Consider the following 25,047-nt stretch of genomic DNA (forward strand, 5'->3'; position numbering starts at 1 on the left):
AAGAGGGAGCATTAATATAGGCTGCAAAAGGCAATAATAGGTACTCATTCGAGGAGAGTCGACGTGAAAAAGCTGCAAGGCGTACCAACGATATGCGCTGTCCTCGCACTGGGCATCGCTGTGATGGTGTACAAGTTCAGCCAATACGATGGACCCCACTCCTTCACCTACATCCTCCCCTTCGACCTCTCCATCTACCGCATGGCGGGCGAGGACCTCAACACGGGCGGCCTGCTTTACGACGCCCCCTATATCTTCCAATTCCCCTTCACCTCCCCGCCGTTCGCGGGCCTGCTGTTCAAGGTTTTGCCCTTCTTCAGCAAGGGTGCGTTGACCATTATCTGGCCCTCGCTCATGTTCCTAGCGGTGCTGGCGATCGTCGTCATGATCTTCCGCGAGCGGGGCGTGAAGATGACCCCGGCCGCGGTACTCGTCGCCGTGCTGCTCACCGCGCTCACCCCGGCGAATGAGGCGATGCACGGGTCGCTGTACTACGGGCAGGTCAACGTCTTCTTGATGCTGCTCGTGGCCTTGGATTTCCTGCCGCTTAAGCACCGCCTGCCGGGCGTGGGAATTGGACTGGCCGCGGGCATCAAGCTGACCCCGGCTTATATGGGGCTGGCCTTGCTTTTTGAGAAGCGCTGGTGGGCCGCCGCGGGGGCGGTCATCACCTTCTTGGTCACGGTGGTGCTCGGCTTCCTCTTCGTGCCAGACGCGATGGATTTCTGGACCGATGCCATGTTCAATTCTTCCCGCGTGGGCGAGCATGCCAACCCCGGAGCAAAGTCGCTGCGCTCGCTTATGTTCCGCGAGCTCGGCATCGATGGCGGCATCTGGTGGCTGCTGGCGGTCATCGTGGTCTTTGCGCTTACCTGCCTGGCGCTGCGCACCGCATACCTGCGCGGCAACCGTACCGCGGCCTTCGCGCTAACGGGCCTGAGCACCTGCTTGGTCTCCCCCTTCTCCTGGTACCACCACTTCGTGTGGACCATCCCCTTCGTGGTCATGGTCTTCGTATCAGTCAACCAGGCGCTAACTGCTCGGCTATCCGGGAAGTTCGGCGAGCAGCTCGCCGGCCTTGCCTCCGTGGCGGCCCTGTTCGTGGTGTCGCTGCCCTTCATGTCGGTCCCGGTGTGGTTCACCATGTCCACGGCCAACCTCGACGCGATCGAATCCTTCCAGCCGTGGGCGACCTCGCTGTGGACGCTGTCTTGCATCGTCTTTATCGCCGTCTACGCCGTGTGGGGCTTCGTCGCGCCGCGCAAGCGTGCCGTGGAGAAGAGCTAGGGGCGGTTCGCCAGGTCTTGACAAGGTACGTTTTCGTAAATAGTGGCTCGAAAACTCGTGTTCTACAAGGCTTATTTACCAATCTGTACCTTCGCCCCCTAGGGCTTAGCCCTCAGCGAGCGGCAAGAGCTGCTCCATCTCATCCGCGGTGGCCTTGACCACCTTCTGCCAGCTGCCGGTCTCCTCATACAAGCGGCGTTGGCGCTCATAGCCCGCACCAGAATCGATGATCTCCTGCACCAGCTGCAGCTCCCGGGCACAGCCTAGTTCTTCTGAGAGCGGGGCCAGCTCCACCAACAGATCCGCCAGCTCATCTTTGATCCAGCGCTCATCGGTCTCGCGCGAGGTGATGACCAGCGCGTCCATGCCATAGCGCGCACCGCGCCACTTGTTCTCCGCCACGTGCCACGGCTGGAGGGTTGGCAGCTTTTCGCCCGCATCGATCATGCGGTCATAGTGCACCACCAGGCAGTGCGTGAGCGCCACGATGGCGGAGAGCTCGCGGAGGTTGGAGGCGGCATCGGAAATGCGCACCTCCACCGTTCCCCACTTCGAGGCCGGGCGGACGTCGAAGTGCATCGAGCCGGTGTGGTTGATGACCCCCGAAATGGCCTGGTCCCGCATGTAGGACTTCCACTGCTCCCAGTTCTCAAATTGGTAGGGCATGCCCGCGGTAGGCAGCTGCTGGTAAAGCATCGTGCGGTTGGAGGCGTAACCGGTATCGAGCCCCTCCCACCCCGGCGAGCAGGCGGAAATGGCCAGCAGGTGGGGGTACTTCGTCATCAGCGCATTGATGATGGGCCACACGCGTTCCTCATGGCTGATGCCGACGTGCACGTGCGTGCCCCACAGCAGCATCTGCTGGCCCCAGTACTGGGTGCGGTTAATGATTTCGGAGTAGCTCTCCTTCGCGGAGACGGGGTTCTTCCGGAAGTCCGTAAAAGGGTGTCCGCCCGAGGCCCAGAGGCGCGCGTCAATAGAGTTAGCCGCTTCACGCACTGCGCTTAGCGACGTCTGCAGGTCCCCCATCGCCTCCGGCACCGTCCGGCATACCCCGGTCACCAGCTCCACCGTGTTCTGGAGGAATTCCTTTTCCAAGTGGATGTCGGGGTGGGCGGCGTGGACGCGGTCAATGAGCTCCGCACCACGCGGCACGAGGTCCCAGGTCACTGGGTCAACGAGGGCAACTTCCCACTCAACCCCCAGCGTGGGCTCGGGCGAGCGGGCAAAGTTCTCTTCCGGAATGTTCACCCGTTCATCCTATCCACCAACAGGGTGAATTTAATAAGTTTTTATTCCCTAGGCCTGGGGAACGGCGAGGACCACGACGACGGCATCGCCCTTGGTGTAATCCCCGGTCAGCTCAGCCGGGTACGGCGCGATGGCTTCCGCCGGAACATTGCCGCCGTAGTACTGGGCGGCGACTTCCTTGGCCAGGTTCTCGGCGGCGGCATCACCCTGCGGGAAGAAGATGGTGGTCTGCGGTGCGACGAGGACGTCACCGCTGATGTTGCCTACCTCAGCCACCTTGAACTTTTCGGTCTTGAGGCGCTCTGCCTCGTCAGCGGCGTAGTTGGCGCGGCCGGAGTTGTTGAAAACGTTGACGGGGATCTCCGCCTGCGGGCGGTCAGAGTTGCCTACGGCGGCGCCCGCCTCAGCATTCTCTTCGCGGTTCTCCTTGTGCTCCGCGCCGGCCTGGTCGGCGCTCTCCGAGTCGGCGTCGGCATCAGCCGGGCGCTCGTGCTCGGCGGCGTCCTTGTTCTTGTCGGCTTCGCCCTCCGCACCGCCGGTAGCAGCATCGCCTTCAACGCCACCGGTGGCGGGACCGGAGACGGCGGCGTCGTTGGCGGGCGCATCCTGCGCGGTGTCCTCGGAACCATCCGAGGTCATGGCGTAGAGAGCCCACATGCCGAGCATGACGGCCACGGCGATGAGCACCATGGCAACACCACGCAGCGGGAGCTTGCTAGCGGAGGCCGGGGCGGCGGCAGCCGAATCGGAATCGGCGGCGTGGCGCGCGCGGTCAGCGGACGAGGCAGAGTTTTCCGGATTCACATTAGTCACACTGGCAACTCTAGTATCTATGGGCCTCAGTCCGGTGCATTGTCGTGTGCGGCGCGCCGGACGTCCTCGCGGGCGTCGCGAAGCCGGCGCAAACGCGCCACCAACAGCGGGTAGGAAGCATGCGCGGCGGGGTTATCAAGGAGCACGTTAAGGCGTTGGTGATAGCGCACCGGAGTAATATCCAGCTGCGCACGGATGGCCTCCTCCTTGGCGCCGATATCGCGCGGGGCGTGGGACTCGAACTCCAAAATCGCGGCGTCTAGGTCTGACAGGGAGTGCATGCTTAGACTGTATGCCATGACTATTCGTCCCATCGTTATCCACGGCGACCCGGTCCTCCACAATCCCACCGAGCCGGTCACTGAAGCCATCGACTCCCCCGAGCTACAGGAGCTCATCGCGGACATGCACGAGACCATGGATGCCGCGCACGGAGTAGGCCTAGCCGCCAACCAGATCGGCGTGAACAAGCGCCTCTTTGTCTACCACTGCCCCGACACCGACGGGCCAGATGGCACCGAGCTTCCCGAAGGCGGCATGCGGCGCGGCTGCGTGATCAACCCGGTGCTGGAAACCTCCGAGATTCCGGAAACCATGCCGGCCGACGACGGCTCCGAGGACGAAGGCTGCCTCTCCGTTCCGGGCGAGGGCTTCCCCACCGGCCGCGCTGACTGGGCGCGTGTGACCGGCAAGAATGAAAAGGGCGAGGACATCTCCATCGAGGGCTATGGTTTCTTCGCGCGCATGCTGCAGCACGAAACCGGCCACCTCGACGGCTTCGTCTACACCGACGTGCTCACCGGCCGCTACAAGCGCCAGGCCAAGAAGGCTATTAAGCGCAACGGCTGGACCGAGGCCGGGCTTACCTGGCTGCCAGGCGAGGACGAAGATCCCTTCGGGCACGACGACTAATGTCCCGCATCTTCCGCTCCGATTCCGTCCAGGTGGGCGAGCGCGTGGTGGCCCGGCGCGATTTCGGCGGCGTGCACAGTGATGTCATCGGCCACGTGCTCAGCCTGGAGCCGCTGGTCATCCGCCCCCAGGAAGTCGGCGGCTACCCCTCTTCGCTCGACGCAGTGGAGATTCCGCCGGAGCAGCTCAAGATCATTAAGCGCCTCTCCCCACGTACCGTCCGCAATTCCGATATCCGCGCCGTCGAGGTGGCCACCGCGGCCGCCTTCCCCGGCAAGGAGCACACGTGGACGTCTGATGGCCAGTGGCTCCTGCGCGCGGGTGATGGCGTGACGGGCCGCTCAAACTCCGCGATTCCGCTGGGCCCTTCCGCGGGATTTCTGCCGGTACCGATGGAGGAGATCGACGCGTTTTATGCGCGCCACGATCTTCCTGTGCGCTTGGCCATCCCGGAGCGCATCGGCGCCTCCGCAGAAAAGCTCGTGGCGGCCGAACCCGAAGCCTGGGAGCTCGAGCCGGAAATCCTAGTGATGGTGCGTGATGTGGCGGATCTCCCAGAACCGGAAGAGGTCACCTTCCGCATCGATGCGCAGCCCGATTCCGAATGGCTCGATCTCTACCACTTCCGCGGCCAAGCTCTACCGCCTTTAGCCTTGGAATACCTGCGAAGCCACATCGAGGGAACGATGGGCTTCGGGCGCCTCCTCTCCCCTACGGGCGAAACCATCGCTATTACGCGCGGCACCCTAACGGAATCCGGGGACGGCACCGTGTGGCTGGGTTACTCCGCCGTGGAAGTGGCCGAAGGTTGGCGCCGCAAAGGATTGGGCACCGCCTTGGGCGCGCACATGCTGGCCTGGGGCAAGGCCCAGGGTGCGGAGAAGGCCTACCTGCAGGTCGTAGCCCATAATACGGCTGGGATCCGGCTCTATGAGAAGCTCGGCTTCCTCGAGCAGCACCGTCACCGTTACGCCCGCCGTCTACCTCAAGTACCCTAAACCACATGCGCATCGCTACCTGGAACATCAACTCCGTTCGCACCCGCGCTCAGCGCGCGGTGGATCTGCTGGCCAAGCACGACATCGACGTGCTCTGCCTGCAAGAAACCAAGGTGGCGGATGCGAAGTTCCCCCGCGAGCCTTTCGAGGAAGCCGGCTACCACGTGACCTGCCACGGGCTGAACCAGTGGAATGGCGTGGCCATCCTGTCCAAGGAAGAACCGGAAGAGGTCCAGACCTTCTTCCCCGGTCAGCCTGGGTTCCACAAAGACCCCACTAAGGAGCAGGCGCGCGAGGCCCGGGCGCTATCGGCCCGCATCCGCGGGATTGAGATGTGGTCCCTCTACGTTCCCAACGGGCGCGACATCACGGACCGGCACTTCGACTACAAACTGGACTTCCTCTACTCTTTGGCGCGCTATGCGGAGACTCGGGCGCAGTCGAAACTCTTGCTCACGGGTGACTTCAACATCGCGCCGCGAGATGAGGATGTCTGGGATATGTCGCTCTTCCGCGGCAAGACGCACGTCACCGAACCGGAGCGCGCCGCCTTCCAGATGCTGGAGGAGTCCGGGCTGGTGGAAGTCACCCGCCGCTTCACTAAGGAGGAGCGCTGGACCTACTTTGATTACAAGTCCCTGCGCTTCCAGAAGAACGAGGGCATGCGCATCGATTTCCAGCTGGCCAGCGAACCCCTCGCACGCCTCGTCCAAGGAGCGCAGGTGGACATGGTTGAACGCGCCGGCGACAAGACCTCCGACCACGTTCCACTGATCGCGGATTTCGATGTCCCCGATTTCGCGTCAGTGCGCTAACCTGCCATGAACCTCAACATCGATCTCTCCGTCTGGCAGTTTGTACTGCTGCTTATTGATTACGGCATCAAAATCATCGCCATCGGCGTGGTCCCCGAGGGCCGCCGCCCCTCCAGCTCCACTGCCTGGCTGTTGGCCATTCTTGTGCTGCCCATCGTGGGTCTGCCGTTGTTCTTGCTCATGGGCTCGCCCTATATCAACCGCCGGCGCCACCGCATCCAGCAGGAGGCCAACGCGCTGCTTAGCGACGTCACCGCCTCCACCCCCAACCACCCCTCGGGCCGCCTCTCTCCGGAGGTGGAATCCCTCATCCAGCTCAATCGCAACCTCACCGGACATCCGGCCCTCATTGGGCACAACAAAGGCCTACATGCCTCCTATGAGGAGGCCATTCTGGCCATGGCGCGGGCCGTGGACCGCGCTGAGAAGTACGTGCTCATCGAAATCTACATCCAGTCCTGGGATGAGGTGACCGATGTCTTCTTCCAATCCCTCGCGCGCGCCCGAAAACGCGGCGTGGAGGTCAAGCTGCTGCTAGACCAGATCGGCAGTTTGAAGTACAAGGGCTACTTCACGCTGGGCAAACGCCTCACCGAGATTGACGTCGACTGGCGGCTCATGCTTCCGCTGCAGCTGCACAAAGGCCGCTTCCGCCGCCCGGATTTGCGCAACCACCGCAAGATCGTGGTCATTGACGGCCACACGGGCTTCTTGGGCTCGATGAACATGATCAAGCGTGAATACAAGACCAAGGACCGCGCATGGATCGACTACATGGTCGAGATGACCGGCCCTGTGGTGACGTCCTTGGCCTCGGTGTTCGCGGTGGATTGGTACCTGGAATCCGAAGAGCAGCTGTCCTTGGATATGCAGCCCTACGACGACGCCATGACGGCGGACTCCAACCACCTTCAGTTGGTCCCCTCCGGCCCCGGATACACCACGGAACCCAACCTGCGCATGTTCAATTCGGTGGTGCACCACGCCAAGGAAAAGCTCATTCTCTGCTCGCCCTACTTCATCCCGGACGAGTCCCTCTTGGAGGCGGTCACCACCGCGTGCTATCGCGATGTTGAGGTGGAGTTGTTGGTGTCCGCGAAGGCGGACCAGTTCATGGTCAACCACGCGCAGTCCTCCTACTACCAAGCACTGTTGGAGGCCGGCGTACGGATCTTCCAATTCCCCGAGCCCTTCGTGCTGCACTCCAAGTTCATTCTTGCGGACCCGAACCTGCCGGAGCGCGACTCCTTGTGCATGTTTGGTTCCTCCAACATGGACATGCGCTCCTTCGGCCTCAACTATGAATCGACCATGTTGGTGGCCAAGGGCGACCTCATCGATGACTTCACCCAGTTGGCCAGCAACTACAAGAAGGTCTGCCACGAGCTCACCCTCGAGGAGTGGAACGAGCGCGGCCTGCTGCGCCGCTACGTGGACAACGTCATGCGTCTGACCTCCGCCCTGCAGTAGGGGATGCATGGGGACCCGCACGTGGTTCCCTTATTGCCAAGGGAGCCGAACAGCACGCAGAAGGCATCTCCCAGAAGGCATCTCCTAGAAGGCGTCTACCACAAGGCGCTTTTGGTCCTAAAAACGCCATCTAGCGCCTGCAAAAGGCGTTTTCAGAGGCAAAGACGCCCTTTGACTGATGCCTTCTGCAGTGCGCCGTTTGCAAGATGCCTTTTGTGAGATGCCGTTTGCAAGGCTCCAACTGCGTAGCACGCGGTGCTCGGTGTCTTGTGACGGTACCCGTTTGCTCAGCGGCTTGTACTCGGGACCTTGTGCAACGTCCTGGTGCGCAGCGCCGCGTTGGGCGGCGCTGCGCACTACGAGGCGCCGCGGGCCAGCCGCGTGGATACCACAAGGCCGCACAGCGAGATGAAGCTGCAGCACACCATTCCGATGGCCATGGTCAGCGCTGCGTTCGAGCCCCAGCCCATGAGCGGGCTGATGGCGCTGGCCAACATAGACTGGCCGAAGCCCATGATCGCGGAGACGCTACCCGCTCGCGGGCGCATGAGGCCCGTGGCCAACGCCGTGGCGTTGCCCATGATGAAGCCGGTCGGCGCCACGCAGGCAAAAAGCACAGTGAGGCAGACCCAGACCGGAGCGCCAAACAGCACCGACAGCAACAAGAGCACCCCGCACACGAAAACGCCGGTCACGCCGATGCGCAACATGACCGCCGGGGAGACCGAATCCATCGCCCGCGAATTCACCAGCGTGGCCATAAAGAGGCCCACGGAGTTGATGCCGAAGATCAGCGAATAGCCCAAGGACGAGAATCCCCACTGGTCCTGCACCACGAAGGCCGAGGCGGAGATGTAGCAAAACATCGAGCAGAAGCCGAAGGCCATGGTTACCAAGTAGCCCCACACCCGGGCATTGATCAGCACCGCCCAGTAGTTGCCCGCGACCGTGCGAAACAGCCCGGCGCGGGAGCGCCCGCCCGCGGTTTCCGGGACGATGGCGACCGCCAGCACCAATTGCACCGCATGCAGCCCGGCCAGCACCCAAAAGATGCCACGCCAGCCCAACGGCTCCGCCAGGACGCCACCGAGCACCGGGGCCACCGCCGGTGCGATGCCTTGCAACGCCATGAGCAGCGAATAAGCCTTCGCAGCCGCCGATCCGTGCACAAGGTCAGGAACTACCGCGCGGGCCAGCACCGTGCACGCACCGCCACCGAGGCCCTGCAGCACACGGGCAGCCACGAGAACGGTGGCGGTAGGAGCCATCGCTGCCAGGACAGAGGCCGCCAGCGCGAGGGCGGCACCGGCAATAAGGAGGCGTTTGCGCCCGATGGCGTCGGACAGCGGGCCCATCACGAGCTGACCCACCCCCATGCCAATGAAAAAGCCTGAGATGGTCAGCTGCACCATGGACCGGGTGGTGCCCAGATCAGAGACGATCTCCGGCATCACCGGCAAATACATATCTGTGGCAAAAGGCGCTGTTGCGGACAACAGCGCCAATGTAGCCAAGAGTGGATAGGGAATCACGCGTCGCGCTTCTCCAGCACGATGACGCCCACGATCCACAGAACTGCGGCCCAGCCGAAGAAGACGAGAGCCTCAAAGCCTACCGATGACCACGGCGCGTTCTCATCCACATAGTTCACCGCCCAGTTCTGGAAGGCGGTAAAGGGCATGAAGTGAATGACTTTATCGCCCACCAGCGGCAGCACGCGCACGATATTTTCCAAGCCCAAGTACAAGATGAGGCAGATAGCCACCGTGCCGGCGGTTTGCCGCAGCAGCATGCCTAAGCCTTGAACAAAGGCAACCAGGCCAAAAGCGGCGAGCGGGAAGGCCCACAACATGTACTTGCCATCCTCGCTGGCAAAGGGCTGGAAGGCCTCCGCCGCAGATTCGTTGGCCGTCACATCCGCCAACACGAAGATGTACACCAAGCCCAAGAAAGCAATAATCGCGGCAATGACTCCGTAGAGCAGCAGCTTGGCGCAGGCCACGGTCCAGCGCTGCGGGTTTGCCATGAAGGTCTGGGACTGCGTTTTATAGCGGTACTCCGTGGTCACTACCATCGAGGCCTGGATCATGATGATCGGCATGCCCATGAGCAAGATGATGGAGCCCAAGCTGCGCTCCTGCAGCGGGCTAATGCCCAGCACGGCTTCGCCCGCGTTGAGCGAATTCAGCAGCGTCCAGCCGGTAGTGATAAGAAAAATGAGGGCCGTGGTCCACCAGAAGGACTTCGTCGTGCGCAGCTTCGTCCACTCCGCGTGAACAGTATTGAGAAACATTAGCGGTGTACCCCTTCCTGCGGTGCCTCCGCCTGGTACTGCACCGCGCGATCCGTCATAGCCACATAAGCCTCTTCCAGCGAGGCGCGGTGGAGCGTCAATTCCGTCAGCGGCACACCCGTGGAATAAGCCAGCTGGCCCACGTAGTCCGTGGTCTGGTGAGGAATCACTAGCGTTGGTCGCTGTTCCTCATCAGCCGACTCGTGGTAAAAAATTCCGGCTTCCTTGAGCGCCGAGCCGAACTCGCGCAGGTGCTCCGAGCGCACGATGACCGAAGAGCTGGAATTCTCCTTCACAAAGTCATAGGTGCGCTGATTGGCCAAGAGCCTGCCGCGGCCAATGACCACCAAGTGGTCGGCCGTCTGCGCCATCTCCGCCAGCAGGTGGGAGGAGATGAGCACCGTGCGGCCTTCTGCTGCCAGCGCGCGCACGAGCGAGCGCACCCAGCGAATGCCCTCCGGGTCCAGGCCGTTGACCGGCTCATCCAGGATCAGCACGCCCGGGTCTCCCAGCAGCGCGGCCGCTAGACCAAGGCGCTGGCCCATACCGAGGGAGAATCCGCCGGCCTTCTTGCCCGCAACATCAGCCAAGCCCACAAGCCCGAGCACCTCATCGACGCGGGAGGTGGGGATGCCGTTGGCTTGCGCCATCCACGTCAGGTGGTTAGCGGCGGTGCGGTTGGCGTGGACCGCTTTGGCGTCGAGAAGCGCGCCCACCTCACGCAGCGGGTTCTTCAGCTCGCGGTAGGGTTTGCCGTGCACTAGGGCGGTGCCAGCGGTGGGCTTATCCAAGCCCAGGATCATGCGCATCGTCGTTGATTTTCCAGCGCCGTTGGGGCCCAGAAAGCCGGTCACTTGGCCCGGCTCCACCTGGAAGGTGAGGTCATCGACGGCGCGGACAGACTTGTACTGTTTGGTCAGTCCGGCTACTTCAATCATGTCCTACAGCGTGCCACAGGTTCCCGCCGCGCGCCTGTATCAGCTGCCGTTTTCTTCCCAATACTTCAGCAGCCGCGGTAGTGCTTCCCGGAAGGGAGCCAAAAGCTCCAGCTCTTCTATCTGGTTAAAGGGCACCCAGCGCAGCTCAGCAGATTCTTCGTTGGCGGTCGTGGCCAAGCGCTGCCCCGAAAGAGTCCGCGCTAACACCGTGGTATAAGTCCAGCCTTCCTCGAAGGGCCCGGCGGTAACGAGCGAGCCTAGAACCTCGACGTCCGCCGGCGAGATTCCGGTTTCTTCCTCCGTTTCCCGCAGCGCGGCCTGCTCCGGTGACTCCGGCTTATCCCGCGCCCCGCCCGGGATTCCCCAGGTCCCACCGTTATTCGTCCACGTAGCGCGATGCTGCAGCAGCACGTCATCCCCCGCCACGAGGAAGAGGCCAGCGGCGCCAAACTTGCCCCATACCGGCACCCCGCCCGGACCTTTAGACCAGCCATCACCGGAAAGCTCTGGGTTAACGCGTGTACACATGCCTTATACGATACGCGAGAATTAGCCCACGCCATCCTGCCCCAAATCATCGCGCGATGGGGTGCGGGGCGCTATCCTAAGGGAATGACCGGCCCGGCCACCGAACTGCGCGAGCACTCCCCCGAATCATGGGGCGATCATTGGCTCGATGAGGTCACCGAGCCTGCTGCCCCGGCTTTTAGCCGCCCCACGCAGCTGGCCATGAGTTCCTTCTCCGGCCCAGCGCGCGTCCTCCGGCGCTTTTATAGCTTTGCTTCCACCACGCCCGGCAAGCTGTTTACGGTCACCGTCATCCTGACCGCCGCGCTCGCGGCAGCCGGGTTTTCTATGTCTTCTTCCTCGGCCGCGCGCCACGATGACCTGGATACTCTGCTGACCTCCACGGAGCCGATGTCGAATGCGGCGCATCACCTCTACACCAACCTGTCTCTGGCCGATACCGTGGCCACCACCGGCTTCGTGCAGGCGGGCGTCGAACCGGAGCATAACCGCAACCGCTATAACGAGGCCATCGATGCCGCGTCGGTCGCCGCCACGCAGGCCATCGTGGGCACCTCCGCCGAGGATGAGCGCGTGCGCGAGCTCGTCACCTTTATCCAACGCGAGCTGCCGGTGTACACCGCCCTCGTGGAAAAGGCGCGTGTCAATCACCGCGCGGGCCACGCCGTGGCGAATTCCTATATGTCCAACGCCTCGGCGCTCATGCGGACCCAGATTCTCCCCGCCGCCGCGGAGCTGTTCACCCTGACCTCGGAGAAGGTGAGCCAACAGCAACAGCGTCTGACCCGCCCGCAGTGGGTTCCGCTGTCCGGGCTGGTTGCCGCACTCATTTTCCTCGGCTTGGCGCAGTGGTGGCTGTGGCGGCTGACCCGCCGCCGCTTCAACCGTGGCTTTGTGGCGGCCACGGGGTTGCTGTTCCTCGCGCTGGTGTGGGCCTCCGCCTCCAACTTCGCCACGTGGGCCTCGGGCCACCAGGGTTTCGAGACGGTGTCGCGCCCCTGGGACTCACTGACTGCCTCGCGCATCGAGGCCCAGCAGATGCGCACCTCGGAGACTCTCGCGCTAGTCTTGCGCTCCTCCGAGCAGGACATGTCCGTGCACTTTAGCTCCACGGTGTACTCCGTTAACCAGGCCCTGCGGGATTATGAGCAGGCGCTTAACGACGACGACTTCCCCTCCTCCGATCCCTCCCTGATTCCCCGCGCCAAGCAGGCAGTAGAAGACTGGACATCCACGCACGAGAAGTTCACCGAGGACCTTGCCATGGGCGACTACGATGGCGCGCTGTACCAGGCCACCGCCATCGATCCGGATGGTGACCCGACCGCCGCCAGTGCTTTCAACGCCGTGGATAGCTCCTTGGCAGCACTCATCGATCAAGCCCGCGATGCCATGCGCACCTATCTGGTCCAGGGGCTCAATGCCATGACGATGGTCTCGACCGGCGTGCTCCTGGCCACCTTTGGCGCGATTATCGCCGTGTGGCTAGGTATTCGTCCCCGTCTGCAGGAGTATCTGTGATGCGCCGCCGAAACTCTCAACGCTTAGCGTGGACCACAGCCTTGCTCATGCTCAGCAGCGCCGTGGCGCTCAGTGGCTGTGAGCCGGAGCCGCCCAGCACGCAGGACCCCATCCTGCCCTCCACCGCGAACCTCGATTCCACGCCGGGACCACCACTGCCGGAGGATGCCATCATCGAGCCCGCTGGCGCCGGCGAGGCGTCCAAGCAAAGCACCGAAGAGGCCTATGGCTCCTACCGCCCGGACGATAAGAAGCCGGAGGAGCGCGTGCCCGATATCCTGGCGCGCGGCCGGCTTATCGTGGGTGTGGATCGCTCCAATAACCTGCTCAGCTACCGCGATACCGCCAGCGGCGAGGTCCGCGGCTTCGAGGTCGATATTGCTCGCGAAATCGCCCGCGATATCTTCGGGGATCCCAACAAGGTGGACTTCCGCTTCGTGGAGGCTTCCGAACGTGCGCGTGCGCTCAATGATCGCACGGTGGATATCGTCATCCGCACCATGACGATTAGCTCCAGCCGCCAGCGCGAAGTCTCCTTCTCCATTCCCTATATGCAAACTGACGCGCGTTTGCTGGTGCTGAAGAACTCCGGCATTGAGTCCATCGCGGATACCGCTGGGATGACCTTGTGTGCGACAAAGGGTTCCACCATGGTGGACGCGATACGCACGCACGCGCCTGCTTCCGACATCCTAGAAACCCGCGCCTGGGGCGATTGCCTCATGGCCCTGCAACTGGGGCAAGCGGATGGCATCGTGGTAGATGATGCGCTGCTCTCCGGCATGCTGGCCCAGGATCGCTACACCGAGATTGTCGGTGGTCCCCTCGAAAGCCAAAACTATGGCGTGGCCGTGCGCAAACCCGATGGCACCTATGACTCGCGCCCGCTTATCCGTCAGGTGAACTCCACGCTGGAGCGCATTCGCAAGGACGGGACCTGGCAGAAGCTCTTCACAACGTGGTTGGGAGATTATATGGAACAGCCGGTGCTCCCAGCTCCTAAATACCTCGATGAGACCCCACCCGCGACGGAATCCCAGCCGAGTTCCCCAACCAGCAACCCACCCGGCGAGAAGAAGGAGGGACACTAATGTCGCACCGCTTCAGCGAGGATGAGCTCGACCACCTCACACCGGAAGAGCACGAGGCCGCGGAGCCCGAAGCTCCTGCCGACGCCACGCAAGCCGTCCGCTTCGATCCTTTCGCGGATGACGATGACGATTATTCGGAGGATCACCTTCTCAGCACCTCGCCTGCGGAACCAGGCGATCCGGGAACAGCAGCCTCCGGCGCCGACAACACGGAAGCCTCCGACCGCACCGCGGCCGTACCTTTCGATCCTTTCGCTGACGACCCCGACGAGGATGATCCCACCGCCACTGGCGCCGTCCTCTCCCCCGCCGGTCAGCCCGGCACGCCCGGCACCGCGACGAACAAGCCTGGCGATGGCGAATACGTCGATTCAGACAACATCGCGGCACTGATCGAGGAGCTGGGGCAGCTGCGAGATCGTCGCAAAGCAGAGGACCCTTCGCAGGCCTCCCGCCGCCGCGCGCTCGATACCTTCCGCCAGCGCCGCAGCACCAAGCGCACCGACCGCGAAGTGGCCGATGGCATGGCCACCTTGCCCTTCGTCGTCCCGGATGATCCCACTCAAGCACTCATCGATCCGCAGGATGCGCCCCGCGCCGCCCCGCCGCAGCTTAAGCCGGGTGACATGGTGGCGGGCCAATACGAAATCCTCGGCGTGCTGGCGCATGGCGGGCTGGGCTGGATCTACCTGGCCAATGACCATTTCGTCTCCGGGCGCATCGTGGTGCTCAAGGGCATGCAATCCACCAACTCCGCCGAGGAAACGGCGACTGCGGAGGCGGAGCGTGAGTTCCTCGCGGATATCACGCACCCGAATATCGTGAAGATTTTCAACTTCATCGATGATCCCCGCGTGCCCGGCGGCTTCATCGTCATGGAATACGTCGGCGGACCTTCGCTCAAGCAGCGCCGCAACGACCAGGCCAATGACCGCTTCCCGGTCGATACGGCCATTGCCTATATTTTGGAAATCCTGCCCGCCCTGGATTACCTGCACGCCCGCGGCGTGGTCTACAACGACTTAAAGCCCTCCAACATCATCGTCACCGAGGACCAGGTCAAACTCATCGATCTGGGCGCGGTCTCCGGCATCGGTGCCTTCGGGCATATCTACGGCACGCAGGGTTTTCAGGCGCCGGAGATCTCCACCCAGGGCCCCTCGGTGGCCAGCGATATTTATACCATCGGGCGCACCCTGGCCTGCCTGACGTTGAAGCTGCCGGTGGAGGATGGCGTCTATAAGCCCGGCCTGCCCTCCCCCACGGAGGAGCCGCTGCTGCGCCGCTACCTTTCTTTCTACCGCCTGCTCTTGCGCGCGACTGACCCTGACCCGGAGCAGCGCTTCGCATCGGTCTCCGAGCTGCGTGACCAGCTCTTCGGTGTGCTGCGTGAGGTCATCGCGCTCCGTGATGGCATCCAGCACCCGGCCCAGCACTCCGTCTTTTCCCCGCAGCGTACGACCTTCGGCACGAAGCACCTGGTCTTCCGCACCGACCAGCTCATCGATGGCATCGACCGCACCGTCCGCATCACTGCCCCCGAGGTGGTATCCGCGCTGCCCATCCCGCTGGTTGTCCGCTCCGATATCGGAGCCCCGCTGCTGCAGGGCTCCTCCTATACCGAGCCGCAGGAAGCGCTAGAAACCCTGCGCCAGGCCATGCAGGCCCCGGAGTACGAAGAGTCCGCCGAGATTCCCCTCGGTGTGGTGCGCGCCATGATTGACCTGGGCTATATCGGCCAGGCCCGCGAGTGGTTGACCTCCATCGAGGAGCGCTTGGGCAAGGACTGGCGCTTCCACTGGTACTCGGGCGTGACCGAACTGCTCTTGGACAAATACCGTGAGGCCCAGGCCCACTTCGCGCACGTCCTCGACGTCCTGCCCGGTGAGGCCGCACCGAAGCTGGCCATCGGCGCGGTCAACGAGCTCATCCTGCAGCAGCTGGGTTTTTCGGAAGCCGCGCTTATCGACGCTGCCGTTGCCCGCGCCTGCGCCAACCTCACCACCTCGCTGGCGGATTTGCCCAATGATGCTTTTGAGGACCAGCCGGGCATCTGGGACCACATCACCGATGATCCGGCCCACCTGCGTTTCAATTCGCTGCGTCTCTACGGCATCGTGTGGGCCACGAACCCGACGACGGTCTCCTCCGCCTTCGGCTTGGCCCGCCAGCTGCGCGCCGAGCACCAGGTGGAGCTCGCCGTGGCCACCTTGGATAAGGTCCCCAATGCCTCGCGTCACCACCGCATGGCCCGCTTGACCACGGTTTTGCAGCTCATCGTGCACGACCTTTCCGAGTCCCGCATCCGGCGCGCCGCCCGCCGCCTGGAGGAGATTCCGCAGAACGAGCCGCGCTTTTTGCAGATCAAGATTGCGGTCATCTCCGCCGGGCTGACCTTCCTGCGTGAATCAGACCTCAAGGCCGCGGCCTCCCCCAACGATCTTTTCGAGTTCCCCTTTACCCAGCGCGGCCTGCGCTATGGCCTGGCGGATACCCTGCGGGCACTGGCCCGCCAGGCGCCGTTCGCCCGCCACCGCTACGCGCTGGTGGACTTGGCCAACAAGGTCCGACCGGTCACGATGTTCTAGCCGCCGACCAGCCGTCGGCATAGCCAACGCTCGACTTAGTACAGGCCCGCCTCCCGGGCCATGGCCGCAATGCCCGCGGACTTCTGCGCGATAGCCAGCTCCTCGTTGGTCGGCACCACGAAGACCTTGACCTGGGAATCAGCAGTCGAAATCATGCGCGGCTCCTTCGAGCGCACGAGGTTGGCTTCCTTGTCGAAGTCAATGCCGTACATGTCCAGGTTGTACAGCGAATCCTGGCGGACCTCAGTATCGTTCTCACCCACGCCGGCGGTAAACGTAATCGCGTCCACGCGGCCCAGCGCAATCATGTACGCGCCGATGAAGCGGCGCAGCTGGTGGATGTAGATGTTATAGGCCAGCCAGGCATCCTGGTCCTCGTTGTTGATGCGCTCGCGCAGCACGCGGAAGTCGTTGACACCCGCAATGCCCTTCACACCGGAGCGCTTATTCAAAAGGTTATCGATCTCATCGATCGACATGCCTGCCTCACGCGAGAGGTGGAAGATAATACCCGGGTCAATATCGCCCGAGCGCGTGCCCATGGCCAGACCCGCCAGCGGGGTCAGGCCCATCGAGGTATCAATCGGGCGGCCGTTGCGAATCGCCGCCGCCGAGGCACCGTTGCCCAAGTGCAGCGTGATCTGGTGAACGTGGCCCGGGTCGCGGTCCAGCAACTTCGGCACCTGCTGCGAAACGAACTCGTGGGAGGTTCCGTGGAAACCATAGCGGCGGATGTCATACTGCGAGGCCACGTCGTTGTTGATGGCATACAGTGCTGCCGCCGGCGGCATGTGGTTGAAGAAGGCCGTATCGAAGACCGCCACGTGCGGGATCTCCGGCAGCAGCTTACGCGCCACGCGGATACCGTCCAGGTTCGCCGGGTTGTGCAGCGGTGCGAGCGGGATGAGGTCCTCGATCATGGACTCGATCTGGTCCACGATGAGCTGCGGCTCGCTGAACAGGCGCCCGCCGTGCACCACGCGGTGCCCCACGGCAATGACCTCGACATCCGTCGGACCCACGCCGTGCTCGTGCATGATGCTAAACGCGCGGTCCAAGCCGAAGGAGTGGGTGGGGATCTCCAGTTCTTCCTTGAATTCCTCACCGCCCGTCTTGACGGTCACCGCGCCCTGCGGCTCACCGACCTGCTCCACCAAGCCGGAGACCAGCGGGGTATCCGTGGCCGAGCTTTCCGGGTCCACCAGCTGGAACTTGACCGAGGAGGAACCCGAGTTGAGAACGAGTACGTACGCCATCTACTTCACCCCTGCCTGAATAGCGGTGATAGCCACCGTGTTGATGATGTCCGGAACGGTTGCGCCGCGCGAGAGGTCATTGACCGGCTTGTTCAAGCCCTGCAGAATCGGGCCTACCGCCAACGCACCACCGGTGCGCTGCGCCGTCTTATAACCGATATTGCCGGCCTCCAGGTCCGGGAAGACGAAGACCGTGGCCTTACCCGCAACCTCGGATTCCGGAGCCTTCTTGGCGGCCACGCCGGGGTCGCAGGCAGCGTCGAACTGCAGCGGTCCATCCACCGCCACGGAGGAATCGATGCCGCGAGCCACCTCGACGGCCTGCGCCACCTTCTCCACGTCCGGGCCAGCGCCCGAGGTTCCCGTGGAGTAGGACAGCAGCGCCACGCGCGGGTCCAGGCCGAACTGTGCTGCGGTCTGGGCGGACACGATGGCGATCTCGCCGAGCTGCTCCGGAGTCGGGTTCGGGTTCACCGCGCAGTCACCGAAGGCCCACAAGCGCCCCGGCATCACCATGAGGAAGATGGAGGAGACCACGGAGGCCTCCGGCTTGGTCTTAATGATCTGGAAGGAAGGCTTAATGGTGTGCGCCGTGGTGTGCGCTGCGCCGGAGACCATGCCATCGGCCAAGCCCTTGTGCACCATCATCGTGGCGAAGTAGGACACGTCTTTCATGGTCTCGCGCGCTTGCTCCAGCGTCACGCCCTTCTTCTTGCGCAGCTCCGCGAAGTCCGCCGCAAATTCTTCTGCCAGCGGGGATTCCAGGTGGTTGATGATGTCCACGCTGGACAGGTCGATCCCGAGTTCCTGGGCACGCTTCTCAACGTTCCCATCACCCAGAATCGTCAGCTTCGCCACCTTACCCTTGATGAGCTCACCCGCGGCTTCCAAGATGCGGTCATCCTCACCCTCCGGCAAAACGATGTGCGCGCCAATCTCGCGGGCCTGATCCAAAAGCTGCTTCTGGAAAAGCTCAGCGCTCATATAAGGTTCGATCTCCTCCAGGGAGGAAATCGCACCAGGAACCGAGGAGACGTCGGTCAACGCGCCCACCACCGTGGCACCCACCGAACGCGCGTGGTTCAGCGCCAACTCCGCGGCGCGTGCGGGTGCAGCGGAAATCAACACGAAGGGCAGACCTAGGGCGGCGGCGGCCTTGGCATCAAAGTCCATAACGCCGGTGCCCTGGAGGACCAGGTTGCCCGTAGGGGCATTCTCCAGGACTTCGCTGAGCGTGGTTCCCAAGTCATCTACCTGGGCGAAGGTGGCCCCCAGTTCCTGAGCCACAGCAGCAACGTCCAAACCGTCAAAGCCGCGCCCGATGACGCTGATAAAGGCGGAATTCCGTGAGGACTTGGCGGTCATAAGAAACCTTTCTCTGCTTAGAAAGCGTGTACCCGGGCTCACATAGTGGGGCACACAGTGACACTACGACACTTTCACAGTACGGCAACGCACCTCTTCTCGCCGCCAATCCATCGCCTTCCCTCAGCAACTCCCCAGGCCACTGGCGCCCCACCCGAAGACAAAGTGCGTTATCCCACAGAAACTTGTCTCCATTAAACCCCCGGAGTAGGCTCCTAACCAGGATTGTTACTTCGGGCAAGACCTAGGCTCCCCACTCTTAGCCGTGTGGGGATGGTTCGCTATGAACCATTGTGGCCTAGGTCTTTCGTGGTTTTTAGCCACAGTGCCTGCCTACTCTCGAAAGGATTCTCATGTCGACAGAGACTCGCTCGGCAGCCGAGGCCATCTTGGATGGCATCGGCGGAGCGGAGAACATCACCTCTTTCACGCACTGCGCTACGCGCCTGCGCTTTGAGCTGGCTGATGCCTCCAAAGCCGATAAGGAAGCACTCGAATCTATCCCCAAGGTAATGGGCGCTGTGCCCCAGGGTGGCCGCAACTACCAGGTGGTCATCGGCGGTGACGTGGCCACGGTCTATGACGAGATCAACGCTCTCCCACAGATGAAGAACGCCGGCGCCTCCGCCGGCCAATCCAACGACGATGTCAAGGCCGCGGCCCGCGCCAAGTCCAAGGGCAAGGTGCCGTGGATGGATACCTTCTTCGAGTATCTCTCGGATTCCTTCCGCCCCATCCTGGGCGTGCTGCTGGGTGCCTCCCTGGTCATCGCCTTCGCCTCGGTGCTGGATGCTTTCGGCGTCGTGGACTTCCGCTCCCCGGACAAGCCGGCCTCCTGGTTCTTCGTGGATGCCATGTGGCGTTCCGTCTTCTTCTTCCTGCCGGTGATGGTGGCCTATAACGCTGGTAAGAAGCTGCGCATCGACCCCTGGGTTCCCGCGGCGGTCATGCTCGCGCTATTCACCCCGGAGTTCCTCGATCTCTCAGAGAACCCCGCGGTCCAGTGTGCTACCAACGACACCCTCGGTGCGGAGCAGTGCTCCATTGAGATCTTCGGCATGACCATGCAGCTGCAGGACTACGGTGGAAACGTCTTCGTCCCGCTCATCATGGCTGCTGTTGCCGCACTCTTCTACAAGGGTTTCCAAAAGATCATCCCGTCTGCGGTGCACATGGTCTTCGTTCCCTTCCTCACCATGATCGTCCTCATCCCGCTGACGGCCTTCCTCATTGGCCCCTTCGGCGTGTGGGCCGGTAACGGCATTGGCGCCGGCCTGTCCTGGATGAATGACAACGCTCCGTTCGTCTTCGCTCTGGCCATCCCGATGCTCTACCCCTTCCTGGTTCCGCTGGGCCTGCACTGGCCGCTTAACGCCCTCATGCTGGTCAACATCCAGACTTTGGGCTATGACTTCATCCAGGGCCCGATGGGCGCATGGAACTTCGCCTGCTTCGGTGCTACCGCTGGTGTGCTGGCTCTGTCCATCCGTGACCACGACAACGTGATGCGCCAGACCTCTGGCTCTGCCCTCCTGGCCGGCCTGCTGGGTGGTGTGTCTGAGCCTTCCCTCTACGGTATCCACCTGCGCTACAAGAGGATTTACCCGCGCATGCTGGTGGGCTGCTTCGCTGGTGGCCTGACCGTGGCTCTGCTGACCCTGGGCACGAACGGCATTACTACCGACGCCTTCGTCTTCACCTCCCTGCTGACCATCCCGGTCTTCACCCCGATGGCCAAGTACGCCATCTCCATTGCTGTGGCCTTCTTCGTGGCCTTCCTGCTCATCCTCTTCACCGACTACCGCACCCCGGAGGAGCGCGCTGAGGCCAAGGCCGCCCGCGAGGCAGCTGAGAAGGCCGAGCTCGACAACGCCGACAACGCTGACAACGCCGCGCTTGCCGACGCCCCCGCAACCGCAGGCACCGCTGCCGCCGGCGCCGGTGCTGGCGCTGGTGCCGCCACCGCAACCGCAACGGCCACCAAGGCGGATGCCCCGGCCACGGCCGCTGAGCCTGCCGCTGGCACCACCACCGACATCGCTTCGCCGTCGACCGGCAAGGTTGTCCCCATGGCTGAGATTGATGACCCGGTCTTCTCCGCCGGCACGCTAGGTGATGGCGTGGGCATCGTCCCCGAGGGCGACGAGGTCTACTCCCCGGTCAGCGGCACGATTGTCAGTGCTATGAAGTCCGGCCACGCCTACGGCATCAAGACTGAGGACGGCGTGGAGGTCCTCGTCCACATCGGTATCAACACCGTGAAGATGAAGGGCGAAGGTTTCGCCCCGGCCGTCAAGAAGGGGGACACCGTCAAGCAGGGCGCGCTGCTTGCCACCGTTGACTTCGCCAAGGTCACCGAAGCCGGCTACGACACCACCATCGTCTTGGCCGTGACCAACACCAAGGCACTGTCTGCCGTCACCCCGGCTGGCCTCAACCATGCCTCCGCTGGCGATACGGTCATCACCACGACCCGCTAAAGGATCCAGTAGGGAACCTTTAGCACGCCTTTAACGAACCCTGACTAAGCTGGCTCGATGTAATCACCATCGTGGCCGGCTTTGGTCGTTTTAGCCTCAACCGGCTAGCCTCATCCGGCTAGCCTTAACAAGTTAACCTCAACGAGAAAGGTGCCTTGTGCAACTGCTGCGAGTATTCAATAACAACGTCGTTCTCGCACGGCGCGGCGCGGAGGACGTCATTGTCACCGGCCGCGGCATTGGCTTCCAGGCAAAGCCTGGCACTGAGGTTGACCCGGCCAAGGTGGTGAAGGTCTTCGTCCCGGATACCGGCCGCGACCCTGACCACCTCGCCGCCATGATTGCTGGTATTCCCGGCGAATACGTGCAGTTGGTCATCGACGCCATGCACTCCGTCGACATGTCTGAGGCACTGCGCAGCAAACTCACGCTCGTCGTGGCGATTGCGGACCACATCCACGGCGCGGTCAGCCGCGGCAAGCCTGTGGCTTATCCCTTGGAAGCTGAGGTACGCCACCTCTACGCCGATGACTTCGCCCTCGCTCAGAAACTACTCACCGCCATCAATAGTGGCCTGCACAAGCCACTAGCCCCCGACGAGGCCGTGGCCCTCACCCTGCATCTGGTCAACGCCGGCTTCGCGGTCGGGGATCTCTCCGGCACCTACCGCATGACGGGCCTCATCCAACAGATCCTGGCCGTTATCGGCTCACACAACGACACGGAGCTCAACAGCGAGGACATCTCCGTCGCCCGCTTCATCACGCACCTGCGCTACCTCTTCGTACGCATGGCGGAGCACCAACAGCTCGACTCCGACGACCGCCAAGTCGCCACCGCCATCTCCGCCCGCTACCCCGACGCCGTCGAGACCGCCCAGATGGTAGCTAACCTGATTGAGCTGCGCCTCGACAGCGCTTTAACCCCCGATGAAGTCTCCTACCTAACGCTGCACATCGCGCGCTTGGAAGATGCTTCAGTCTAACGAGTCCTAGTCATCGGCGGAGCGGGTCAGCTTCGGGTCGACATCGACGACCGGCTCCGGCACCTCAATAACCTCAATGTCGGAGACAGCGTTGGCGGTCGGCTCCACGGGCTGAGACTCGGCATGGACAGTTCTATCGGCATTCGGCCCAACAGTAATTTTTCCCGCCGCCAGCGCCGCCCTGTCACGGGCGGTCTCAACGTCCTCGGCAGTCGTGGCCACCATGCCCATGCGGCGGCCGGCATAAGCCCACGGCTTACCAAACAGACGCACATCCGTCTCCTCGTAGGATAGAGCGGTGTCGAGGCCAGAGTAGGAGACGTCATCAAGCTTGGCGTCCGCGTGCAAAATGACCGCAGCACCGGGGCTGACCAACGTCACGTCAATGGGAAAGCCCAGAATCGCGCGGACATGTAGCTCAAACTCAGAGAAACGCTGCGTATACCCAGTCAGCATGGCGGTATCCAAAGGACGCGGCGACACCGATGAGAAATACACCTCATCGCCCGCCACGAAGAGCTCCACGCCGTAGACACCACGCCCGCCCAATTCATTGGAGATGCGCGCCGCAACGGAGCGTGCGTTCGCCAGCGCGTCCTCACTCATCGCCATCGGCTGCCACGACTCCACCAGATCACCCTTTTCATGGCGGTGACCAATGGGCTCGCTGAACCACGTAGCCATCTTGCCTGTAGCCGGGTCAATCGAGCGCACGGCAAGCAGCGTGACCTCATAATCAAAGTCAACGAAGCGCTCCACCACGACGCGCTTATACTCCGAGGACACGTGGCGCACCATGGACCAGGCCTCCTCCACATCCTCTTCTTCTTTAAGAAGGATGTGTCCCTTTCCGGAGGTCGTAATATCCGGCTTCACGATGCACGGCAGCCCCAACTCCCCCACCGCCTCTTGCAGCTCCTCAGCAGACTCAGCAAAGCGATAGGCAGTGACGGGCAGGCCGATGCTTTCAGCTACCTCGCGCACGCTCTCCCGGCACTGCGTCAGCTCACAGGCCCGCGCCGACGGTACGACGGTGGTGCCGAATTCTTCAATACGCTTCAGCGCCTCCACCGCGACGGTTTCCACCTCTGGGACCACGTAGTCTGGCTTGATCTTCTCAGTCAGCTCCCACACCTTGTACGGGTCCCTAATGTCTGCAATGTAGCTAAAGTGCGCAAGCTGCTGCGCGGGTGCTCCTGCGTAGCGGTCCACGGCGTGGACCTCAAGCCCTATGTTCTGAAAGGCAATTACCAACTGCTTGCCCAGCTCACCCGCCCCCAAGAGCAGCACCTTGGTGGCGTTTCCTGTTAGAGGGGTTCCGATCTGGCCTGCGATGTCGCCTACGGTAGTCATTCTCGAATTATCGCACACTTCTGGCGCGGGATTGCTTGGCGACGTCCCCCAAACCTCCATCCCAACCCCGCCGGACACCGACCTCCCAGTGCCCCTGCCCCGAACCCTAGGATCACCAAGGCCCCCTCCCCACCGCAGGGAAACGGTGGGAAAGGGGGCCTTGGTCTTTAAACTGACCTTCTATGTGTCAGCCGGCCACGCAGGGCCGACTGGCCCTCGGTGTGCGTCAGTGTCTCTCTTACTTGGTGGAGGAACCGTTAGTGGAACCTGCACCCGGCGCACAAGCATCAGCGATAAGGCCAATAGCCAGAGCACCAGCAGCAATCAGAGCCACAGCACCAGCAGCCTGCTGATGATCAACACCGAAACGCTTCAGCTGCGCATCGATACCAGCCATCTTGCCAGCCAGCGGACCATTGAACACACCAGCTTGCTTCTGCAGCTGAGTATTCAGGTTCTTAATCTGCTGATTAATCGGCGCAAGGAAGTCCGACAGACCCGGAATGTTCATCTGCGAAGCCAGACCAACCGGAATCAGGAACAGCAGCGGGATACCAACACCCAGACCGGTGTTGATGCAACGCTGGTTCGGCTTCGAAGACAGGTCAGAGGAACCATTACCCGGCTTAGACGGCGTCTCCGGATCGATGATCTTGACATCAACATCACCAATCTTGTTGCCGTCCTTGTCGTTCACAGCAACCTTGGCATCCTGCGGCTTAGTACCCTTCGGCACCGACACCTTAATCTCACCGGTGTTCGGGTCAATCTCAACGGTCGCATCCTTGATCGGGTTGCCGTCCTTGCCGATGACCTCACCGGTCATACCCTCAGTCGGGTTCTTGACCTTGTCATCCAGCTTCTTCGACTCACCGTTAGCCGGAATCTCATCGACGGTGCCAACAGCAACAATGCTCGGCTTGTCAGTATCCGGATTCTCAGCATCGGGATTCTCGGTCAGGTCAGCAACACCATTGTTGTTCTTATCGGTGATACCGGTATCGCCAAGGCCGTCACCGTCCTTGTCCGTGACCTTACCCTCAGGAACCTCAGACTCCTCAGCGTTGGTCTTGCCGTCACCGTCGGTGTCCTCGTCACCATCC

The 25,047-nt window shown here is 62.5% G+C and carries 20 protein-coding genes and 1 pseudogene; 10 read left to right on the top strand and 11 right to left on the bottom strand.

Annotated features, from left to right (window positions below):
- Nucleotides 1-63 precede the first annotated feature (63 nt).
- Nucleotides 64-1,287, top strand: a complete 1,224-nt coding sequence (locus tag HMPREF2943_RS10885) for a glycosyltransferase 87 family protein (RefSeq protein ID WP_070711589.1) — start codon at nt 64-66, stop codon at nt 1,285-1,287.
- 105 nt (nt 1,288-1,392) lie between these two features.
- Here the strand turns inward: HMPREF2943_RS10885 and HMPREF2943_RS10890 are convergent, their stop codons facing one another.
- Genes HMPREF2943_RS10890 through HMPREF2943_RS10900 form a run of 3 tightly spaced genes read right to left on the bottom strand, consistent with a single transcriptional unit; the run spans nt 1,393 to nt 3,632 of the window.
- Entirely contained in the window at nt 1,393-2,538 is a 1,146-nt protein-coding gene (locus HMPREF2943_RS10890; RefSeq protein WP_070711590.1) for a glutamate--cysteine ligase, read from the bottom strand.
- 48 nt (nt 2,539-2,586) lie between these two features.
- A complete protein-coding gene (locus tag HMPREF2943_RS10895; RefSeq protein ID WP_083315680.1) occupies nt 2,587-3,351 on the bottom strand; it encodes a LytR C-terminal domain-containing protein in 765 nt (254 codons plus the stop codon).
- A gap of 26 nt (nt 3,352-3,377) precedes the next feature.
- Nucleotides 3,378-3,632: a DUF3263 domain-containing protein gene (locus HMPREF2943_RS10900; RefSeq protein ID WP_070711592.1), complete on the bottom strand. Its 255-nt coding sequence runs from the start codon at nt 3,630-3,632 to the stop codon at nt 3,378-3,380.
- Between the two features lie 16 nt (nt 3,633-3,648).
- Here HMPREF2943_RS10900 and HMPREF2943_RS10905 point away from each other — a divergent pair, with 16 nt between their 5' ends.
- The 4 genes from HMPREF2943_RS10905 to HMPREF2943_RS10920 are packed head-to-tail and all read left to right on the top strand — an operon-like array spanning nt 3,649 to nt 7,546.
- A complete protein-coding gene (locus HMPREF2943_RS10905; RefSeq protein WP_070711593.1) occupies nt 3,649-4,263 on the top strand; it encodes a peptide deformylase in 615 nt (204 codons plus the stop codon).
- Complete coding sequence (locus HMPREF2943_RS10910) at nt 4,263-5,261, top strand: N-acetylglutamate synthase, CG3035 family (protein WP_070711594.1); 999 nt, start codon at nt 4,263-4,265, stop codon at nt 5,259-5,261. Before HMPREF2943_RS10905 ends, HMPREF2943_RS10910 begins: the two co-directional genes overlap by 1 nt.
- Nucleotides 5,262-5,266: 5 nt before the next feature.
- Nucleotides 5,267-6,076, top strand: coding sequence for an exodeoxyribonuclease III (locus HMPREF2943_RS10915; RefSeq protein WP_070711595.1), 810 nt, complete (start codon nt 5,267-5,269; stop codon nt 6,074-6,076).
- A gap of 6 nt (nt 6,077-6,082) precedes the next feature.
- Nucleotides 6,083-7,546 carry a phospholipase D-like domain-containing protein gene (locus HMPREF2943_RS10920; protein ID WP_070711596.1) on the top strand — a complete coding sequence of 488 codons (1,464 nt, stop codon included), beginning with the start codon at nt 6,083-6,085 and terminating at the stop codon, nt 7,544-7,546.
- 356 nt (nt 7,547-7,902) lie between these two features.
- On the opposite strand, the gene HMPREF2943_RS10925 is transcribed toward HMPREF2943_RS10920, so the two are convergent.
- Genes HMPREF2943_RS10925 through HMPREF2943_RS10940 form a run of 4 tightly spaced genes read right to left on the bottom strand, consistent with a single transcriptional unit; the run spans nt 7,903 to nt 11,305 of the window.
- Nucleotides 7,903-9,078, bottom strand: a complete 1,176-nt coding sequence (locus tag HMPREF2943_RS10925; RefSeq protein WP_083315681.1) for a multidrug effflux MFS transporter — start codon at nt 9,076-9,078, stop codon at nt 7,903-7,905.
- On the bottom strand, nt 9,075-9,839 hold the full coding sequence (locus tag HMPREF2943_RS10930; protein ID WP_070645505.1) for an ABC transporter permease: 765 nt from the start codon (nt 9,837-9,839) through the stop codon (nt 9,075-9,077). The genes HMPREF2943_RS10925 and HMPREF2943_RS10930 overlap by 4 nt, the downstream gene beginning before the upstream one ends.
- Nucleotides 9,839-10,777, bottom strand: coding sequence for an ABC transporter ATP-binding protein (locus HMPREF2943_RS10935; protein ID WP_070445782.1), 939 nt, complete (start codon nt 10,775-10,777; stop codon nt 9,839-9,841). The genes HMPREF2943_RS10930 and HMPREF2943_RS10935 overlap by 1 nt, the downstream gene beginning before the upstream one ends.
- Nucleotides 10,778-10,816: 39 nt before the next feature.
- A complete protein-coding gene (locus HMPREF2943_RS10940; protein ID WP_070524690.1) occupies nt 10,817-11,305 on the bottom strand; it encodes an NUDIX domain-containing protein in 489 nt (162 codons plus the stop codon).
- A gap of 84 nt (nt 11,306-11,389) precedes the next feature.
- On the opposite strand from HMPREF2943_RS10940, the gene HMPREF2943_RS10945 reads away from it, so the two are divergent.
- The 3 genes from HMPREF2943_RS10945 to HMPREF2943_RS10955 are packed head-to-tail and all read left to right on the top strand — an operon-like array spanning nt 11,390 to nt 16,505.
- Entirely contained in the window at nt 11,390-12,826 is a 1,437-nt protein-coding gene (locus HMPREF2943_RS10945; RefSeq protein ID WP_070645501.1) for a hypothetical protein, read from the top strand.
- Nucleotides 12,826-13,917, top strand: coding sequence for a glutamate ABC transporter substrate-binding protein (locus HMPREF2943_RS10950; protein ID WP_070711598.1), 1,092 nt, complete (start codon nt 12,826-12,828; stop codon nt 13,915-13,917). Before HMPREF2943_RS10945 ends, HMPREF2943_RS10950 begins: the two co-directional genes overlap by 1 nt.
- Nucleotides 13,917-16,505, top strand: coding sequence for a serine/threonine protein kinase (locus HMPREF2943_RS10955; RefSeq protein ID WP_070711599.1), 2,589 nt, complete (start codon nt 13,917-13,919; stop codon nt 16,503-16,505). The genes HMPREF2943_RS10950 and HMPREF2943_RS10955 overlap by 1 nt, the downstream gene beginning before the upstream one ends.
- A 35-nt stretch (nt 16,506-16,540) precedes the next feature.
- Here the strand turns inward: HMPREF2943_RS10955 and HMPREF2943_RS10960 are convergent, their stop codons facing one another.
- Both HMPREF2943_RS10960 and pta read right to left on the bottom strand, forming a co-directional pair.
- Nucleotides 16,541-17,761, bottom strand: a complete 1,221-nt coding sequence (locus HMPREF2943_RS10960; RefSeq protein WP_010188744.1) for an acetate kinase — start codon at nt 17,759-17,761, stop codon at nt 16,541-16,543.
- The gene (gene pta, locus HMPREF2943_RS10965; protein ID WP_070711600.1) at nt 17,762-19,126 is read right to left on the bottom strand and encodes a phosphate acetyltransferase; all 1,365 of its coding nucleotides are present in this window, start codon (nt 19,124-19,126) and stop codon (nt 17,762-17,764) included. It abuts the gene before it with no gap.
- A gap of 353 nt (nt 19,127-19,479) precedes the next feature.
- On the opposite strand from pta, the gene HMPREF2943_RS10970 reads away from it, so the two are divergent.
- A complete protein-coding gene (locus tag HMPREF2943_RS10970) occupies nt 19,480-21,606 on the top strand; it encodes a glucose PTS transporter subunit IIA (RefSeq protein ID WP_070711601.1) in 2,127 nt (708 codons plus the stop codon).
- A gap of 157 nt (nt 21,607-21,763) precedes the next feature.
- Nucleotides 21,764-22,591 (top strand): PRD domain-containing protein, encoded by an 828-nt coding sequence (locus HMPREF2943_RS10975; protein ID WP_070711602.1) that lies wholly within the window; start codon nt 21,764-21,766, stop codon nt 22,589-22,591.
- 6 nt (nt 22,592-22,597) lie between these two features.
- Here HMPREF2943_RS10975 and purT read toward each other — a convergent pair whose 3' ends face one another.
- The gene (purT, locus tag HMPREF2943_RS10980) at nt 22,598-23,944 is read right to left on the bottom strand and encodes a formate-dependent phosphoribosylglycinamide formyltransferase (protein WP_070711603.1); all 1,347 of its coding nucleotides are present in this window, start codon (nt 23,942-23,944) and stop codon (nt 22,598-22,600) included.
- Between the two features lie 238 nt (nt 23,945-24,182).
- Nucleotides 24,183-25,047: pseudogene (locus HMPREF2943_RS10985) on the bottom strand (hypothetical protein); the annotation flags it as partial.

The sequence above is a fragment of the Corynebacterium sp. HMSC072D12 genome, from assembly GCF_001813925.1.
Classification (GTDB): domain Bacteria; phylum Actinomycetota; class Actinomycetes; order Mycobacteriales; family Mycobacteriaceae; genus Corynebacterium; species Corynebacterium aurimucosum.